This is a genomic window from Nocardiopsis sp. NPDC058631, from assembly GCF_042716955.1.
GTDB lineage: Bacteria > Actinomycetota > Actinomycetes > Streptosporangiales > Streptosporangiaceae > Nocardiopsis.
Genome location: NZ_JBHXQY010000014.1, coordinates 38,540 through 54,261 on the forward strand (window position 1 = coordinate 38,540; position 15,722 = coordinate 54,261).

Sequence of the window (15,722 nt, forward strand, 5' to 3'; positions counted from 1 at the left end):
AACGCGGTGGACCGGAGGTCACACGCGGGCGGGAGCGGTGTCCGTCGCGGACGGCGAGCCGGAGGCGGGCCCCGGCGTCGCCGCCGGGCCGACCGGGTGCTGCTCGCTCGTGCGCCGGTAGAGGTCGTCGACGGCGGCCCCGAAACGCGACTGGGAGCTGGGCTCGCCGGGGCCGAGCAGGTAGGTCTTGAGCCTGGTGCGGTCCCCGGCCAGGGAGTCGGCCGACGCCGATTGGACGGCGGCCAGCGCGGCGTCCAGGCCGCCCCCGTCCGGCGCGAGCATGTAGGCCGCGCTGGAGGTGGGGTGCTTGTCCTGGAACTCCCCGTCCGTGATGCCCTCGCAGTTGGTGATGGCGTAGGGCTTCTCGGTGGCGATGAAGTCGGCGACGACGCTGGAGATGTCGCTGATGAGCAGGTCGGCCTGGTTGAAACAGGAGTAGAGGGTCGGTCGCGGACCCTCGATGACCAGGTGTTCGGTGTCGGGGCGGCCGTCCCAGTACACCCGGTGCCACTCCTGGGACAGCTTCTGGAGCTCGGCTGCGGCACCGGGGTCGGCGGTGCCCTCCTCGCGCGAGTTGTGGGCCTCGTCGGTGGCGCCGTTGTCGGTGTCGAAGGCGGCCAGCCGCCGTTCGAGGGAGGCGAGTTCCCCGGCGGGGCGCCGCTCGCCGTTGCCCGCCGTCGTCCGGTTGGCCTCCTCGATCATCGCGACGATGCTCCGGTGCGCGTTCCGGGCGGCCGCGGACCGGACCCCGGTGAAGGGGTGCGGTTTGTAGAGGACGCGCACACGCGGCTCGGCGGCCAGCAGCGTCCGGATCAGCCCGGGGCCCGCCTCGGTCAGGGACGTGTTGCCGGGCTCGTCCGTCCACCCCTCCCAGGTCGGGGCGTACAGGACGCTGCGCACGGCGTTGGGGGCGGTGTCGGTGCGGATCGCGTCGAGCTGGGGGCGGCCGACCTCCACGATCTCGTCGCCGCGCACACCCACCCCGGCGCGGTCGTAGCGGTCGCGCCCGGCCCGTCCGGCGGTCCACACCTCGTCGTAGACCTTGCTGAACGGGTTGATGCTGGCCACCTTGTCGCTGTCGCCGTGGCCGATGAACACGTGGCCGAGGAGCGGGTTGCGCAGCATGTGGATGTTCTTGCCGGTGTTGGCCGGGTAGAGGGCCACGCGCGCCGGGCCGAAGTCCAGCGCCATCAGGTCGGTGGAGGTGGGCACGCACAGGACCGGTACCGGGGTCGGTGCGAGCTGCGCGGCGATGACCCGCTCGCGCAGGACGACCACCGACCGGCGCGGCAGCGCCGCCACCGCCTCCAGCCACATGTTGGCCTGGTAGGCGGAGTCGGCCGAACCCGAGAAGTAGAGGACGACCTCGGGCCGGTAGGAGTCGAGCCAGGACTGCGTGAACTCCATGACCCGCTCGGGTTCGGGGATGGTCCGGGCCTTCACCAGGTACCACCCGAACAGCGCCAGGGCGAGCACGGTGAGCGCCACGGACACGACCGCTCCGACCGCGACGGCCCAGACGGCGCCCGCGGCCACGTAGGCGACGGCACCGGCCACGAGGAAGGCGTCCAGCGGCAGCAGGCGGCTCATGGGTTCGCGCACGAGCGCCATGGGCGGGCTGTCGGGGATGCGCAGGGGACCCAGGTCGATGTTGCGGGTGACGATCGGCAGGCGGCGGCGGACGCGCAGCAGCCGGGCGGCGACACCGCACACCAGCTGGAGCCCGAACAGCACCAGGCAGGTCAGCAGGACCATGCCGATGCCGGTGGAGGTGGCCGTGGGCGTGGTGATGAGCAGGCCCAGGGCGAGCAGCTGGCGCAGCAGGGCACGCGGGGTGATGCCCAGACGGACCTGCTGGACGAGCTTGGCCAGTTCGGGCAGCCGGTGCAGCAGGAGGGCGTCCATCGCGTAACTGCCGGCCGCCCCGGCGAGGAAGACCCACCACAGCCCGGTGATCACACCCGCGAGCATCACCAGGTAGGTCAGGCAGAGCAGGGCGGACCAGACGACGGTCTCCCTGTGGAGGTCCTTGAACTTGCTCACTTCGCGCCCTCCGTCTCCTTGCCGGGGGTGCCGTTCACGGCGCCGGGCGGGTCCTCGCGGCGGACGTCGACGACGTGGCCGGTCAGGTCGGACAGGAGCACGTCGACGGACGTGCGGGCCACCTTCTCGGCGCTGAGGAGGCTCCCGGCCGGTTCGTCCCCGAAGGCGTTGGCGCGCATCGGGGTCTGTGTGCGCTCCGGGTTGATGCAGTTGATGCGCACCCCGTCCCGGGACCATTCGTCGGCCAGCGCCTGCGTGAGGTTGACAGTGGCCGCCTTGGTGGACGAGTACAGGCTGTACTCGCCCCGACCGCGCGTGTAGGAGCTGGAGGTGTACAGCAGCAGCTGTCCCCCGCTCTGCGCCAGGTACGGGAAGGCCGCGCGGGCGATGTGGACCGGGGCGAGGTAGTTGACCCGCAGGGCCTCCTCGATGGTCTCCGTGTCGGTCTTGTCCAGACGGCCGATCCGCAGCACGCCCGCGGTGTTGACCACGAAGTCGACCCGGCCGGTGGCGGAGTGCGCCTGCTCCAGTGCCGCGGCGACGTCGTCGGGGTTGGCGACGTTGGTGCGGGTGGTTCCGCGCGAGTAGCGGAACACGCGTGCGCCGTGCCTCTCCGCCAGGTCGGCCACGCCCGCGCCGATGCCGTAGCTGCCGCCGAACACGACGACGGTGGCCCCGGTGAGCCGTGCGGCGTAGTCCTCGTCGGAGAGTTCGGGGGTGGCGGAGGAGGCGAGCTGGAACAGCTTGTCGGCGATGAAGATGTCCACCGGCTGGGTGACCTTCATGTTCTGCTCCTCGCCCTCCACCACGTGGATCGGGACGCCGGGCGAGTAGCGCAGGACGACCGTGCAGTCGTCGGTCGCCTCGAATCCCGGGTCCTCCCACGCCTTGACGTAGGCGTCGCGGATGGTGGCGAGGCGGAAGCCCTGGGGGGTCTGGCCCCGGCGCAGCCGGGAGCGGACGGGGACGTCGGTGATGATGTCGTCGTCCACCTCGATGATCGTGTCCGAGGACGGGATCGCCACGTCCACCGCCTCGAAGGACTCCAGGGCGGTGACGCAGTCGTCGATGACGCGCTGGGACAGCATCGGGCGCACGGCGTCGTGGAAGAGCACGTTCGTGGTCTCCGCCGGAAGGTGCGCCAGGGCGTCGAGGGCGAGCTGGGTCGTGGCGTTGCGCGAGGTGCCGCCGGGCAGCACGCGGGTGACCTTGGCCAGGCCGGCGCCGCGAACGATCGCCTCCGCGTCGGAGACGAACCCGGGGTTCATCATCACGACGACCTCGTCGACCCTCGGAGCCTGCTCGAAGATCGCGAGCGTGTGCTCCAGGATCGACTTCCCGGCGATCTTGAGCAGCTGCTTCGGGGTGGCCAGACCGATGCGCTGGCCGCTGCCGCCCGCCAGGACGACGGCTACGGTGCGGTGCGCCGACGCAGGTGTCGGGCGCGCGGAGGTGTGAGGCAAGGTGATGTCTCCCGTCGAAACGCGAGATGTCGAACGACGACCCCGGCACACGGGCCCCGGTGGGGGCGGGCGTGTGGGGGCGGGGGGACGCGGGTGGGGGCAGGGCCCGCGCGGGGGATGCGCGTCACTTCATGACATGTGTGCGTTGTCTGGATGAAAGTGGATGCTTCGGCGTCACGTTGACGGCCGTGTCGGCTCCGGGGTTTACCGGGAACCGGACGAGAGCGGTAGTTCGTTCTGGTTGTTTCGGCCCGGGGTACGTGTCCTGCGGTCCTTGCCCCGGTGACATCACCCTCCCCCGGCGATGGTGTGAGGGGCCAGGCAGTGACCATGGTGTGAACGGAGTGCGGGACCCGTACCGGGCACCCGCAACGGGACTCCTCGACCGACTCCTGGGCTAACGCCCCTTCTCCGCGGAACGGTTCGCCCGAACGTCCGGTTTCGGTCACGAAATGGTGAACACACAGATGAACACTACCTAACCCGTCGAGGCGCCCTTCCCCTGTGTGATATCAGCCGTCTGCTCCCGAACGCGGATGAACGGGCCGGCGGGGCCGGCCCGGCGACCGCGTCCGGGGAGAGGCCCGTACGGTTCGTGGGCGCAGGTCGTCCACGGCGGCGCGGGACCCGGTCCGCGCAGCCGGCCCCGACAGGCCCTCCCTGGCCGCCCGGCGCTCGGCCGGGCCGCCGGATCCGGGACGCGCCCCCGCGGCCGGGAGGGTGTCCGATCCCACGGGCCCCGGTACGGCCGGTCACACGGCGAGGGGCCGCACCGTCGGCGCGGCCCCTCGGACACGTTCGGGCGAGCGGTCGGCTCAGGCGGTCGGGGGTCCGGAGGACTCCGCCGCCTCCGCCGCGGCGCGCATCTCGCGGCCGTTGCGGTCGGGGAAGGCCACGCCCAGGCCCCAGTGCAGCAGCAGTGCGCTGACGAGGCCGACCAGCCAGCCGTAGTCGGCCAGCGGGGCGAGGAACGGGATCAGGCCGTCGGCCGGGAACGGGCCCGATCCCTCGGGGGAGTGCGATCCGCCCACGGCGAGCAGGGTGCCGGCGCCGAACGCCGCGAGCGCGCGCCAGTTCCACCCGTTCGTGTACCAGTACTCCGAGCCGCGCTCGTACAGCGCGGCCAGGTTGATCCTGGTGCGGCGCAGCAGCCAGTAGTCGGCGAGCAGGATGCCCGCGACGGTGCCGAGGACGCCGCCCACGGTGCCGAGCCACGTGAAGATGTACACGTTCTCGTTCTCCAGCAGCCGCCACGGGAAGATGAGGACGCTGAGGAAGCACGTGATGACCGCACCGGTGCGGAAGCTGATCAGGCGCGGCTTCAGGTTGGCCAGGTCGTAGGCCGGGCCGACCAGGTTCGCGGCGATGTTGGTGGAGACCGTCGCGAGCAGCACGACGAAGACCGCGAAGAGCAGGCCGAGCCCGTTGCCCATCTGCGCGACGATGTCGATCGGGTTCCACAGCGGCTCGCCGTAGACCGAGGCGGTGCCCGCCGTGACCATCACGGCCAGGAGCGAGAACAGCGTCATCGTGGTGGGCAGGCCCAGGGTCTGGCCGACGACCTGGGCGCGCTGCGACGCGGAGAACCGGGTGAAGTCGCTGATGTTCAGGGTGAGTGTCGCCCAGTAGCCGATGACACCCATCAGCGAGGGGAAGAACAGCGCCCAGAAGGACGGGCCCCAGTCCAGGGGCTCGCCGCTGTCCAGGGAGAGCATCGGGGCGAGTCCGCCCGCCTCCACGGCCATCCACGCCAGCAGGGCGAGGCCCCCGATGATCATGAGCGGGGCGGCCCACACCTGGACGCGGCGCACACCCTCCATGCCCCACAGGATGATCCCGAGCTGGGCCACCCAGAACAGTCCGAAGGACAGCCACAGGGTCCACGGGTTGCCGCCGACCACGGCGGCGCCGGTCCACCCGTCGCCGAGCAGGCGGCCCACGAGGACGTACACGCCCTGGCCGCCGACCCAGGTCTGGATGCCGTACCAGCCGCACGCCACCGCGCCGCGCAGCAGAGCCGGCAGGTTGGCGCCGCGCAGGCCGAACGAGGCACGGGCGAACACAGGGAAGGGAATCCCGTACTTGGCGCCCGCGTGACCGGTCAGCACCATCGGCAGCAGCACGACGAGGTTGCCCAGGACGACGGCGAGCATCGCCTGCCGCCAGTCCATGCCGGCCGCGATCAGGCCGCTGGCCAGGGTCCACGCCGGGATGCTGACCGACATGCTCACCCACAGGGCGGTGAAGCTGCCGGTGCCCCAGTCACGACGGGAGATCGGGACCGGTTGGAGGTCGCTGTTGACGAAGGGGCTCTCGGGGAGGGTGGAACCCTCGGTCAGGGACACACGGCCGTCGGGATGGGTGACGACGACTGCTTCCGGAGACGGTGGGGAGTGGGTCACGGGACACCTGGTTTCGATGGTGCTGACGGGGAGCAGGGGCGTGGACGCGGCGCTGAGCCCACGGAGAGCGGGCCCTGCCGGAATGCGCGGAAGGTCCGGATTCTTCCTGGGCCGCCGAATATCCTCGCACGTCACCGGGGGTGTGGCGACGCGCCTTCGCATGTCCCCGTGACCGGGCCGCGGAGCAGGGACTCCGGGACCCGGGAGCGCCGGTTCAGGTGCTCCCGGAGGACAGGGCCGGGACGACGTCGCGCCCGTAGGCGTCGATGACCCCGTCCACGTCGTCGTGCATCGCGTAGACCGCGAACTGGTCCACCCCCGCGTCCTGGAGCAGCTTCAGCTTCGCGACGTGCTCCTCGACCGGCCCCACCAGGCAGAACCGGTCCACGATCGCGTCCGGGACGAACTCGGTGTCCGGGTTGTCCACCCGGCCGTGGTGGCTGTAGTCGTAGCCGCTGCGGGCCCGGACGTAGTCGGTCAGCTCCTGCGGCACCACGCCGGAGTCGCCGTACCGCGAGACCAGGTCGGCGACGTGGTTGCCGACCATCCCGCCGAACCAGCGGCACTGCTTGCGCGCGTGCGCCAGCCCCTCCGGCGAGCCGTCGGTCACGTAGGCGGGGGCCGCCACGCACACCTTCACCGCGTCCGGGTCGCGCCCGGCGTCGGCCGCCGCCGTGCGCACCGCGGCGATCATCCACTCGGTCAGGTACGGGTCGGCCAACTGGAGGATGAACCCGTCGGCCTGGCGTCCCACCAGGTTCAGTGCCTTGGGCCCGTAGGCCCCCATCCACACGGGTAGGACGCCGTCGCGGACCCACCGCAGGCGCATGGGCGTGCCGTCCACCTCCGTCTCCCGGCCCTCGGCGAGGTCCTTGATCACCCGCATCGACTCGGAGAGCCGGTCGAGCGTCGCCGGCTTGCGCCCCGCCACACGCATCGCCGAGTCGCCCCGGCCGCTCCCGCACACCGTCCGGTTCCCGTACATGTCGTTCAGGGTGGCGAACAGGGAGGCGGTCACCTCCCAGGACCGCGTGCTCGGGTTGGTCACCATCGGACCGACCACCAGTTTCCTGGTGCGTTCCAGGATGCGGCTGTAGATGACGAACGGCTCCTGCCAGAGCACCACCGAGTCGAACGTCCACCCGTGGGTGAAACCGTGGGCCTCGGCGCGCACCATCCGCTCGACCAGCAGGTCGGCGGGCGGGTCGGTCTGGAGGACGAGTCCGATGTCCATGGGGTCTCCTCTGGGGCGGTCAGATCAGGTACTGGCAGGTGGACCTGGGGACGTACCGGCCGTGTCCGGCCTCGCCCAGGTAGGAGCCGCCGTCCACGACGACGCGGCCGCGGGAGAGGACCGTGCGCGCCCTGCCCGTGACCCTTCGGCCCTCGTACGCCGAGTAGTCGACGTTCATGTGGTGGGTGTCGGCCGAAAGGACCTGTTGCGCACCGGGGTCGTAGACGACGATGTCGGCGTCCGAACCCGGCGAGATCGTGCCCTTGGACGGGTAGAGGCCGAACATGCGGGCCGGTGTGGCGCAGGCGATCTCGATCCACCGGCGCCGGTCGATGCGGCCCTCCACGACCGCCTGGTGCAGCAGGTCCATCCGGTGCTCCACCCCGGGCATGCCGTTGGGGATCTTGGAGAAGTCGCCGACGCCCAGGTCCTTCTGGCCGCTGAAGCAGAACGGGCAGTGGTCGGTGGAGACCACGGACAGGTCGTTCGTGCGCAGGGCCCGCCACAGGTGCTCCTGGTGCTCCCTCGGACGCAGCGGCGTGGAGCACACGTACTTGGCGCCCTCGAAGCCGGGCTCGGCCAGGTTGTCCGCGGACAGGAACAGGTACTGCGGGCAGGTCTCCCCGAACACGTTGAGGCCCATGTCCCGGGCCCGTACCAGCTCCTCCACCGCCTCGCGGGCGGACACGTGCACCACGTACAGGGGCGCCCCGGCGACGCGGGCGAGCTGGACGGCGCGGTGTGTGGCCTCCGACTCCAGCAGGGCCTTGCGCACCTCCCCGTGGTGGCGGGGGTCGGTCCTGCCCTCGGCGAGGGCCTGCTCGACCAGCACGTCGATGGCGATGCCGTTCTCGGCGTGCACCATGGTCAGCGCGCCGTTGGAGGCGCCGCGCTGCATGGCGCGGAGGATCTGGCCGTCGTCGCTGTAGAACACACCGGGGTAGGCCATGAACAGCTTGAACGAGGTGATGCCCTCGTCCACCAGGGCGTCCATCTCCTTCAGGGAGGAGTCGTCGACGTCGGACAGGATGGCGTGGAAGGCGTAGTCGATCGCGCACGTGCCGTCGGCCTTGGCCATCCACGCGTCCACCCCCGCGCGGACCGACTGCCCACGGCCCTGGACGGCGAAGTCGACGATCGTGGTGGTGCCGCCCCACGCGGCGGCCCGGGTGCCGGTCTCGAAGGTGTCGGCGGAGTAGGTGCCGCCGAAGGGCATCTCCATGTGGGTGTGGCCGTCGACCCCGCCCGGGACCACGTAGTGGCCGGTGGCGTCGATGGCGCGGGCCCCGCTGTCGGCCCAGGAGCGGGCGGTCTCGCCGCCGCGCAGGGCGAGGGCGGCGACCCGTTCGCCCTCGACGAGGACGTCGGCCTCCACCTCCTCGGAGGCGGTGACGACCAGGCCTCCGCTGATGACGGTGCGTTCCATGGGTCTCCTCCCCGCTCCTCAGCCCTCGACCAGCGGACCGTAGGCGTCCGGGCGCCGGTCCCGGTAGAACGCCCACTGCCGGCGGACCTCGTCGATCAGGTCGAGGTCGAGGTCGCGGACGACGAGCTCGGACGCGGTGCCGGAGGCGACGTCGCCCACGAACTGGCCGCGCGGGTCCACGAAGTAGCTGCTGCCGTAGAAGTCGTTGTCGCCGTACTCCTCCACGCCCACGCGGTTGATGGCGGCGACGAAGTACTCGTTGGCCACCGCGGAGGCGGGTTGTTCGAGCTTCCACAGGTAGGCGGACAGGCCGCGGCTGGTCGCGGACGGGTTGTACACCAGCTGGGCCCCGGCCAGGCCGAGCGCCCGCCACCCCTCCGGGAAGTGGCGGTCGTAGCAGATGTAGACCCCGACACGGCCGACGGCGGTGTCGAACACGGGCCAGCCGAGGTTGCCGGGGCGGAAGTAGTACTTCTCCCAGAAGCCCTCGACCTGCGGGATGTGGTGCTTGCGGTACTTGCCGAGGTAGGTGCCGTCCGCGTCGATGACGGCGGCGGTGTTGTAGTAGAAGCCGGGCTTCTCGATCTCGAAGACCGGAAGCACCATCACCATGTTCAGCTCCCGGGCCAGGGCGCCGAACCGCGTGACGGTCGGGCCGTCGGGCACGGGTTCCGCCCAGCGGTAGTGCTCGGCCTCCTGCACCTGGCAGAAGTAGGGTGCGTTGAACACCTCCTGGAAACCGATGACGCGGGCGCCCTGCGCCGCTGCGTCGCGCGCGTACTTCTCGTGGGCCGCGAGCATGGATTCGGTGTCGCCCGTCCATTCTGTCTGGACGAGCGCGGCACGGACGTTGTGCGGCATGGTTCCCTCGCTCCTCGGCTGGTGGGACCGCATGCGCCCTGCTCGCGCGGATGGCCGGGCGGTCGGCGCGGCGGGCGGTGCGCGTGAGAGTCGCACCTTAGAGAAGAGGGGAACGGGGGGTCAACGTTCGACATCCCGGTTCATGTGATAAGCCGGGGTTTCCTGATTTCGCGATTATGCCCAACAGGGAGACAATGTCCTTTCTCGGGCGAAATCAATTCGGAGGAAGCCACAGGTTTCCCGTTGTTTCGACGAAGAATTTCATGGGTCTGCACATGCCTGCCGCCGGGCCGGTGCCGGGGCATGACGAAGGGCCGCCGGACGTGTTTCCGGCGGCCCCGGTCGGGCTCCGCCCCCGTGCCGTGCGCACGGGGTCGGGCACGCGTCAGGGGTTGAGTTCCACCTCGATCTCGTCCCCGCCGTACGTCTCCGAGCTCAGCCCGATGTGGGTGATGTCGGAGGCCGACTCCACGTCGAAGACGATGCTCACGCTCACCGGGCTGCCGTCGGTGGGCAGGTCGTTCCACATGGAGTCGCCGAGTTCGAGGGTGGCGTCGTAGTCCTCCTCGACCGCCTCCCCGGCGGACGTGTACACGTGCTGCTCATCACGCCAGAACGTGTCGGTGCCCGCGTACGCGACGTCGAGGTGCACGATGAGGTACTCGCCGGAGGGGGTGTAGCCCTCGATCTCGTCGGTGGTCTCGGTGCCGGTGACCGTGTAGATGATGCCGTTGTGCTCGACGGACTCGCTGGAGCCACTGGACCCGCCGGACTCGCCGGAGTCCTCGCCGGGGCTCTCGGTCGTGACCGTCGTGGAGCCGCCGCCCGACTCGCCCCGGTCGTTGAAGACGAACGCGATGAGCACCACGAGGATGACGCCGATGACGAACAGGCCACCGCATCCCAGGCCGACCCACAGCCACGGCGAGGACTTCTTCGGACCCTGCGGGCCGGGGCCGTAGGGGGGCTGGGGGCCGTAGGGGCCGCCGGGACCGCCGGGGCCGTACGCGCCTCCACCCGGGTGGCCGTACGGGTCACCGCCGGGGGGACCGTAGGGTCCGGACGGGTCGCCGCCGGGAGGGCCGTAGGGTCCGGACGGGTCACCGCCGGGAGGACCGTAGGGATCGCCCCCGGGGGGACCGTACGGGCCGCTCGGATAGCCGTCGGAGGGGCCGCCGGGACCGTAGGGTCCGCCGGGCGGAGGGCCCATGGGCGGCTGGCCACCGGTCGGAGACCCCGGATACGGGCCGTTCGGGGGAGGAGGCTGACTCATGGTGGTCCTGGCTTTCTGCTGCGGGCGGGTCGGGAGGCGGCCGGGCCGTCTTGCCCGTGCTGATTGTGACGCCGACGGGAGGCCGACAGTTCCAGTCGTGTTCGACTGCCTACTGTGGGGGCATGGCACGACTGCTCATCGTTCACCACACCGTCTCGCCCGCCACCCGGGAGATGTTGGGGGCCGTGATCGACGGTGCCCGCGACGACGATATCGAAGGGGTGGAGGTCCGGTCGAAAGCGGCGCTGTCCGCGAGCGTCAGCGACCTGCTCGCGGCCGACGCGCTGGTCCTGGGGACCCCGGCCAACATCGGCTACATGTCCGGCGCGCTCAAGCACTTCTTCGACACGGTCTTCTACCCCGCCCAGGGGGAGACCGAGGGCCTGCCGTACTCCCTCTACGTACACGGGGACAACGACACGGCGGGAGCCGTCCGAGCCGTGGAGTCGATCGCGAAGGGCATCGGGTGGGAGCGTCACCGCCCGCCGGTCACCGTCACCGGCCGCCCCGACGCCGCCGCCCGCGAGGCCTGCTGGGAACTGGGGGCCGTCACCGCGCTCGCCGCCCAGGAGAGGGGCTGACACGGTGCCGGCCCCTCCCGCCCGGCCCGCCCGTGCGGGAGGGGCCCCGCCCGCGAGCCCGGAAGGAGGCGAGGAACACGGTTCACAGCTGGTTCCAGGCGTTCGTGAGGACCTTGCGCAGGATCCGCTCGATCTCGTCGAACTCCGCCGGTCCGCAGGTCAGCGGAGGTGAGAGCTGGACGACGGGTTCGCCGCGGTCGTCGGCGCGGCAGATCAGGCCCGCCTCGAACAGCGCCCCCGACAGGAAGCCCTTGAGGAGCCGCTGCGCCTCGTCGTCGCTGAAGGTCTCCTTGGTCGCCTTGTCCTTGACGAGTTCGATCCCGTAGAAGAACCCGTCCCCCCGGACGTCGCCGACGATCGGCAGGTCGAGAAGCCGCTCCAGGGTCGCGCGAAAGACCGGCGCGTTCTCGCGCACGTTGTCGAGGATGCCCTCACTCTCGAACAGGTCGAGGTTGGCGAGCGCGGCCGCGGCGGCCACGGGGTGGCCCGCGAAGGTCACGCCGTGCAGGAAGGACGCGCCCTCCTCCTTGAACGGCTCCATCAGCCGCTCACGGGCGATGAGACCGCCGAGCGGGACGTAACCGCTGGTGGCGCCCTTGGCGAAGGTGATCATGTCGGGCAGGTAGCCGTACCTGGTCGCCCCGAAGTACTCGCCCAGCCTGCCGAAGGCGCAGATGACCTCGTCGGAGACCATGAGGACGCCGTACCGGTCGCAGATCTCGCGGACGCGTTGGAGGTAGCCGGGGGGCGGCGGGAAGCAGCCGCCGGAGTTCTGCACCGGCTCGACGAACACGGCGGCGATCGTCTCGGGCCCGTTCTGGAGGATCGCCTCCTCGATCTGGTCGGCGGCCCAGCGGCCGAACGCCTCCGGGTCGTCGCCGTGCACAGGGGCGCGGTAGAGGTTCGTGTTCGGCACCTGGACGGTGCTCGGCACCAGCGGCTCGAACGGGGTCTTGATCGCCTGGAGCCCGGTGACCGACAGGGCTCCGAGACTGGACCCGTGGTAGGCGATCCTCCTGCTGATCACCTTGTGGCGCTCGGGTTCGCCGACCGCCCTGAAGTACTGGCGTGCCAGCTTCCACGCGGATTCCACGGCCTCGGACCCGCTGGTGGTGAAGAACACCCGGTCGAGGTCGCCGGGCGCCAGGCGCGCGAGCCGGTCGGCCAGCTCGATCGCCCGGGGGTGGGCGTAGGTCCAGATGGGGAAGTAGGCCAGTTCCCGGGCCTGTTCGGCGATGGCGTCGGCGATCTCGGCGCGGCCGTGCCCCACCTGGGAGACGAAGAGCCCGGACAGGCCGTCGAGGTACCGCTTCCCGGCGGTGTCGTAGACGTGGACGCCCTCACCCCTGGCGATGACGGGGACGTCGGCGTCGTCGTAGGCGGCCATCTCCGTGAAGTGCATCCACAGATGCTCCTTGGCGGCCCGCTGGAGTTGCTCCGGGCTCAGGTGCGCTGCCACGTGGTGCTCCCAAGATCGCTGGGTGGTGCGGGGACCGCGTGGGTCGACCCGCGGGTCTCTGCCAGACCCCTCAATAGAAATAGTGGCACTTAAGCGGCTTCTGTCAAGTATCCGTCGGGAAATCCAATCTTTACAACGGAATCCCTTGAGGTCCCTTGATATCCCTGATGTCGGGTGGCAGTGTGACGGTTCACAGCCGCGCGCGCACCGACACGCGCCCGACCCCGGGGAGCCCGAGTGACCGGACTGGACCACCTGCGCAACTTCGTCAACGGCGAGTACGCGGACACGGCCGACGGAATCCGCAGCGACCTCGTCGACCCGGCCACGGGGAAGGTCTTCGCGACCGCGCCGGTGTCCACCGCCGAAGACGTCGACAACGCTTTCCGAGCCGCACGGAACGCCTTCGAGGACGGGTGGCGCGACTGGACGCCCGCCGACCGCCAGATCGCGCTCAACAAGTTCGCGGACCGTGTCGAGGAGCGCGCCGACGACCTGGTGGCCGCCGAGGTCCGCAACTGCGGCAAACCCGTCGGGCTCACCCGCACGGAGGAGATCGGCCAGGTCCTCGACGCCCTGCGCTTCTTCGCGGGCGCCACCCGCAACCTGGAGGGGCGCGCCGCCGGGGAGTACCTCGCCGACCACACCTCCTGGGTCCGGCGCGAGCCCCTGGGACCGGTCGGTCAGATCACACCGTGGAACTACCCCATGGCCATGGCGTCCTGGAAGATCGGACCGGCCCTGGCGGCGGGCAACACCATCGTCCTCAAACCCTCCGACACCACCCCGGTCTCCACCCTCCTGTTGGCGGAGATCGCTGCCGAGTTCCTCCCGGCCGGGGTGTTCAACGTCATCGCGGGCGACCGCGACACCGGCCGCGCCCTCGTGGACCACCCGACCCCCCGGCTCATCTCCCTCACCGGCTCCACCCGGGCCGGGTACGAGGTCGCCCAGGCCGCGTCCAGGGACCTCAAACGCCTCCACCTCGAACTGGGCGGCAAGGCCCCGGTGATCGTCTTCGACGACGCCGACGTCGAACGCGCCGCCGCGGGCATCGCCGAGGCCGGGTACTTCAACGCCGGACAGGACTGCACCGCCGCCACGCGGGTGCTCGCCGCCCCGGGCATCCACGACGACCTCGCCGCCGCCCTCGCCGAGCAGGCCCGCGGCACCGTCACCGCGCCCCCGAGCAACCCGGAGGCCGCCTACGGCCCCGTCAACAACGCGGGCCAGCTGGAGCGCGTCAGCGGGTTCCTGGACCGCGCCCCCGACCACGCCGAGATCCTCGCGGGCGGATCTCCGGTCGGCGACGAGGGCTACTTCTACGCCCCCACCGTGGTCTCCGGGCTCCGGCAGGGAGACGAGCTGGTCACCGACGAGATCTTCGGCCCGGTCATCACGGTGCAGCGCTTCACCGACGAGGACACCGCCGTCGACTGGGCCAACTCCGTCGAGTACGGCCTGGCCTCCAGCGTCTGGACCAGGGACCACGCCCGCGCGCTGCGGGTCTCGCGCCGCCTGGACTTCGGCTGCGTGTGGATCAACACGCACATCCCCATCACGGCGGAGATGCCGCACGGCGGCTTCAAGCACTCCGGTTACGGCAAGGACCTGTCCGCGTACTCCTTCGAGGAGTACACCCGGGTCAAGCACGTCATGAGCTACATCGGCCACTGACGCGCGGGCGCGACCGCCGGTGAACGACCCGGGCGGCGGTGGCGGCTGTCGGACCGCCGCCCGGGCCTCCCCACCCCGAAGGCGCTCACGTGAGCGCGCCGAGATGACGAGCGACTGACAGGAACCCCCACATGGCCCCCACCGACACCACGCACCCCGAGGCGCCCCCAGCGGACACCACCCCTGCCCAGGAGCCCGCGATCAGCCTGGAGGGGGTGGCCAAGTCCTTCCGGTCCGGTGCGGAGACGGTCAACGCGGTCGCCGGCGTCGACCTGGCCATCGAACGCGGGGAGTTCTTCTCACTGCTCGGCCCGTCCGGCTGCGGCAAGACCACCACCATGCGCATGATCGCCGGCTTCGAGGACCCCACGTACGGGGTCGTCCGCCTCGACGGCCGCGACGTCACCGGAGTGCCCGCCAACCACCGCGACGTCAACATGGTCTTCCAGAGCTACGCGCTCTTCCCGCACATGAGCGTCGCGGACAACGTCGCGTTCGGGCTCAGACGCAAGGGGGTCCCCAGACCGGAGGCCGCGCGCCGGGTGGCGGAGATGCTCGACCTGGTCGAACTCGGCCACCGGGCGAGGCACCGGCCCTCCCGGCTCTCCGGCGGCCAGCAGCAGCGGGTCGCCCTCGCCCGCGCACTGGTCAACCAGCCCGGAGCCCTGCTCCTCGACGAACCCCTCGGCGCCCTCGACCTCAAGCTCCGCCAGTCCATGCAGGTCGAGCTCAAGCGCATCCAGCGCGAGGTCGGCATCACCTTCGTCTACGTCACCCACGACCAGGGCGAGGCGCTCACCATGTCCGACCGCATCGCCGTGATGAACGACGGCGCGGTCGAACAGCTCGGCACCCCCTCCGAGATCTACGAGCGTCCCGCCACCAGGTTCGTCGCCGACTTCATCGGCACCAGCAACCTCCTCCGGGGCGTGGTCCGCGGCGCCGGCGCCGACGTGTGGAGGGTGGAGGTCGCAGACGGGGCCACCGCCCTGGTCGCCGAGCTCCCCGGGACGGTCACCACCGGCTCCCACCTCCACCTGACCGTGCGACCGGAGAAGGTCCGCATCGCCACCGAACGCCCCGGAGGCGGTGTCAGCCGCGTCCCCGGCACCGTCACCGAGACCGTGTACACGGGTGCGGCCACCCACTACCAGGTGGACGTCGGGGGAGGGGAGGCGATCACCGTGTACCAGCAGAACGCCTCCGGCTCGGCGCCCGCCGCCCGGCGCGGCCAGCAGGTCTGGCTGTCCTGGCACCCGCAGCACTCCTACGCGCTCCCGACCTGACCGCCCCGCCGCCTGCG

Annotated in this window: 11 protein-coding genes; 3 read left to right on the forward strand and 8 right to left on the reverse strand. The window is 71.1% G+C overall.

Annotation, left to right across the window (positions count from 1 at the left end; all coding sequences use genetic code 11):
* Positions 1-18 precede the first annotated feature (18 nt).
* The 7 genes from ACFWTE_RS07525 to ACFWTE_RS07555 form a co-directional block, all read right to left on the reverse strand.
* Positions 19-2,043, reverse strand: coding sequence for a glycerophosphotransferase (locus tag ACFWTE_RS07525; protein WP_378778486.1), 2,025 nt, complete (start codon positions 2,041-2,043; stop codon positions 19-21).
* Positions 2,040-3,506: an SDR family NAD(P)-dependent oxidoreductase gene (locus ACFWTE_RS07530; RefSeq protein ID WP_378778487.1), complete on the reverse strand. Its 1,467-nt coding sequence runs from the start codon at positions 3,504-3,506 to the stop codon at positions 2,040-2,042. Before ACFWTE_RS07530 ends, ACFWTE_RS07525 begins: the two co-directional genes overlap by 4 nt.
* Positions 3,507-4,321: 815 nt before the next feature.
* On the reverse strand, positions 4,322-5,908 hold the full coding sequence (locus ACFWTE_RS07535) for an NCS1 family nucleobase:cation symporter-1 (RefSeq protein ID WP_378778488.1): 1,587 nt from the start codon (positions 5,906-5,908) through the stop codon (positions 4,322-4,324).
* Positions 5,909-6,122: 214 nt separating this feature from the next.
* On the reverse strand, positions 6,123-7,142 hold the full coding sequence (locus tag ACFWTE_RS07540) for a TIGR03842 family LLM class F420-dependent oxidoreductase (protein WP_378778489.1): 1,020 nt from the start codon (positions 7,140-7,142) through the stop codon (positions 6,123-6,125).
* A gap of 19 nt (positions 7,143-7,161) precedes the next feature.
* Positions 7,162-8,568 carry a dihydropyrimidinase gene (hydA, locus tag ACFWTE_RS07545; protein ID WP_378778490.1) on the reverse strand — a complete coding sequence of 469 codons (1,407 nt, stop codon included), beginning with the start codon at positions 8,566-8,568 and terminating at the stop codon, positions 7,162-7,164.
* Positions 8,569-8,586: 18 nt separating this feature from the next.
* Entirely contained in the window at positions 8,587-9,429 is an 843-nt protein-coding gene (locus ACFWTE_RS07550; protein ID WP_378778491.1) for a nitrilase-related carbon-nitrogen hydrolase, read from the reverse strand.
* A gap of 385 nt (positions 9,430-9,814) precedes the next feature.
* Positions 9,815-10,639 carry a hypothetical protein gene (locus tag ACFWTE_RS07555; RefSeq protein WP_378778492.1) on the reverse strand — a complete coding sequence of 275 codons (825 nt, stop codon included), beginning with the start codon at positions 10,637-10,639 and terminating at the stop codon, positions 9,815-9,817.
* A gap of 185 nt (positions 10,640-10,824) precedes the next feature.
* Here ACFWTE_RS07555 and ACFWTE_RS07560 point away from each other — a divergent pair, with 185 nt between their 5' ends.
* Positions 10,825-11,283 (forward strand): flavodoxin family protein, encoded by a 459-nt coding sequence (locus tag ACFWTE_RS07560; RefSeq protein ID WP_378778493.1) that lies wholly within the window; start codon positions 10,825-10,827, stop codon positions 11,281-11,283.
* 82 nt (positions 11,284-11,365) lie between these two features.
* On the opposite strand, the gene ACFWTE_RS07565 is transcribed toward ACFWTE_RS07560, so the two are convergent.
* The gene (locus ACFWTE_RS07565) at positions 11,366-12,742 is read right to left on the reverse strand and encodes an aspartate aminotransferase family protein (protein WP_378778494.1); all 1,377 of its coding nucleotides are present in this window, start codon (positions 12,740-12,742) and stop codon (positions 11,366-11,368) included.
* Positions 12,743-12,979: 237 nt separating this feature from the next.
* Between ACFWTE_RS07565 and ACFWTE_RS07570 the strand changes: the two genes are divergently transcribed.
* Positions 12,980-14,419, forward strand: coding sequence for a gamma-aminobutyraldehyde dehydrogenase (locus tag ACFWTE_RS07570; protein ID WP_378778495.1), 1,440 nt, complete (start codon positions 12,980-12,982; stop codon positions 14,417-14,419).
* A gap of 131 nt (positions 14,420-14,550) precedes the next feature.
* Positions 14,551-15,705 (forward strand): ABC transporter ATP-binding protein, encoded by a 1,155-nt coding sequence (locus tag ACFWTE_RS07575; RefSeq protein WP_378778496.1) that lies wholly within the window; start codon positions 14,551-14,553, stop codon positions 15,703-15,705.
* Positions 15,706-15,722 lie beyond the last annotated feature (17 nt).

Coding starts and splice junctions, on each gene's coding strand:
- ACFWTE_RS07540 (WP_378778489.1), bottom strand. CDS start 7,142: ATGGACATCGGACTCGTCCTCCAGACCGACCCGCCCGCCGACCTGCTG.
- hydA (WP_378778490.1), bottom strand. CDS start 8,568: ATGGAACGCACCGTCATCAGCGGAGGCCTGGTCGTCACCGCCTCCGAG.
- ACFWTE_RS07550 (WP_378778491.1), bottom strand. CDS start 9,429: ATGCCGCACAACGTCCGTGCCGCGCTCGTCCAGACAGAATGGACGGGC.
- ACFWTE_RS07555 (WP_378778492.1), bottom strand. CDS start 10,639: ATGGGCCCTCCGCCCGGCGGACCCTACGGTCCCGGCGGCCCCTCCGAC.
- ACFWTE_RS07560 (WP_378778493.1), top strand. CDS start 10,825: ATGGCACGACTGCTCATCGTTCACCACACCGTCTCGCCCGCCACCCGG.
- ACFWTE_RS07575 (WP_378778496.1), top strand. CDS start 14,551: ATGGCCCCCACCGACACCACGCACCCCGAGGCGCCCCCAGCGGACACC.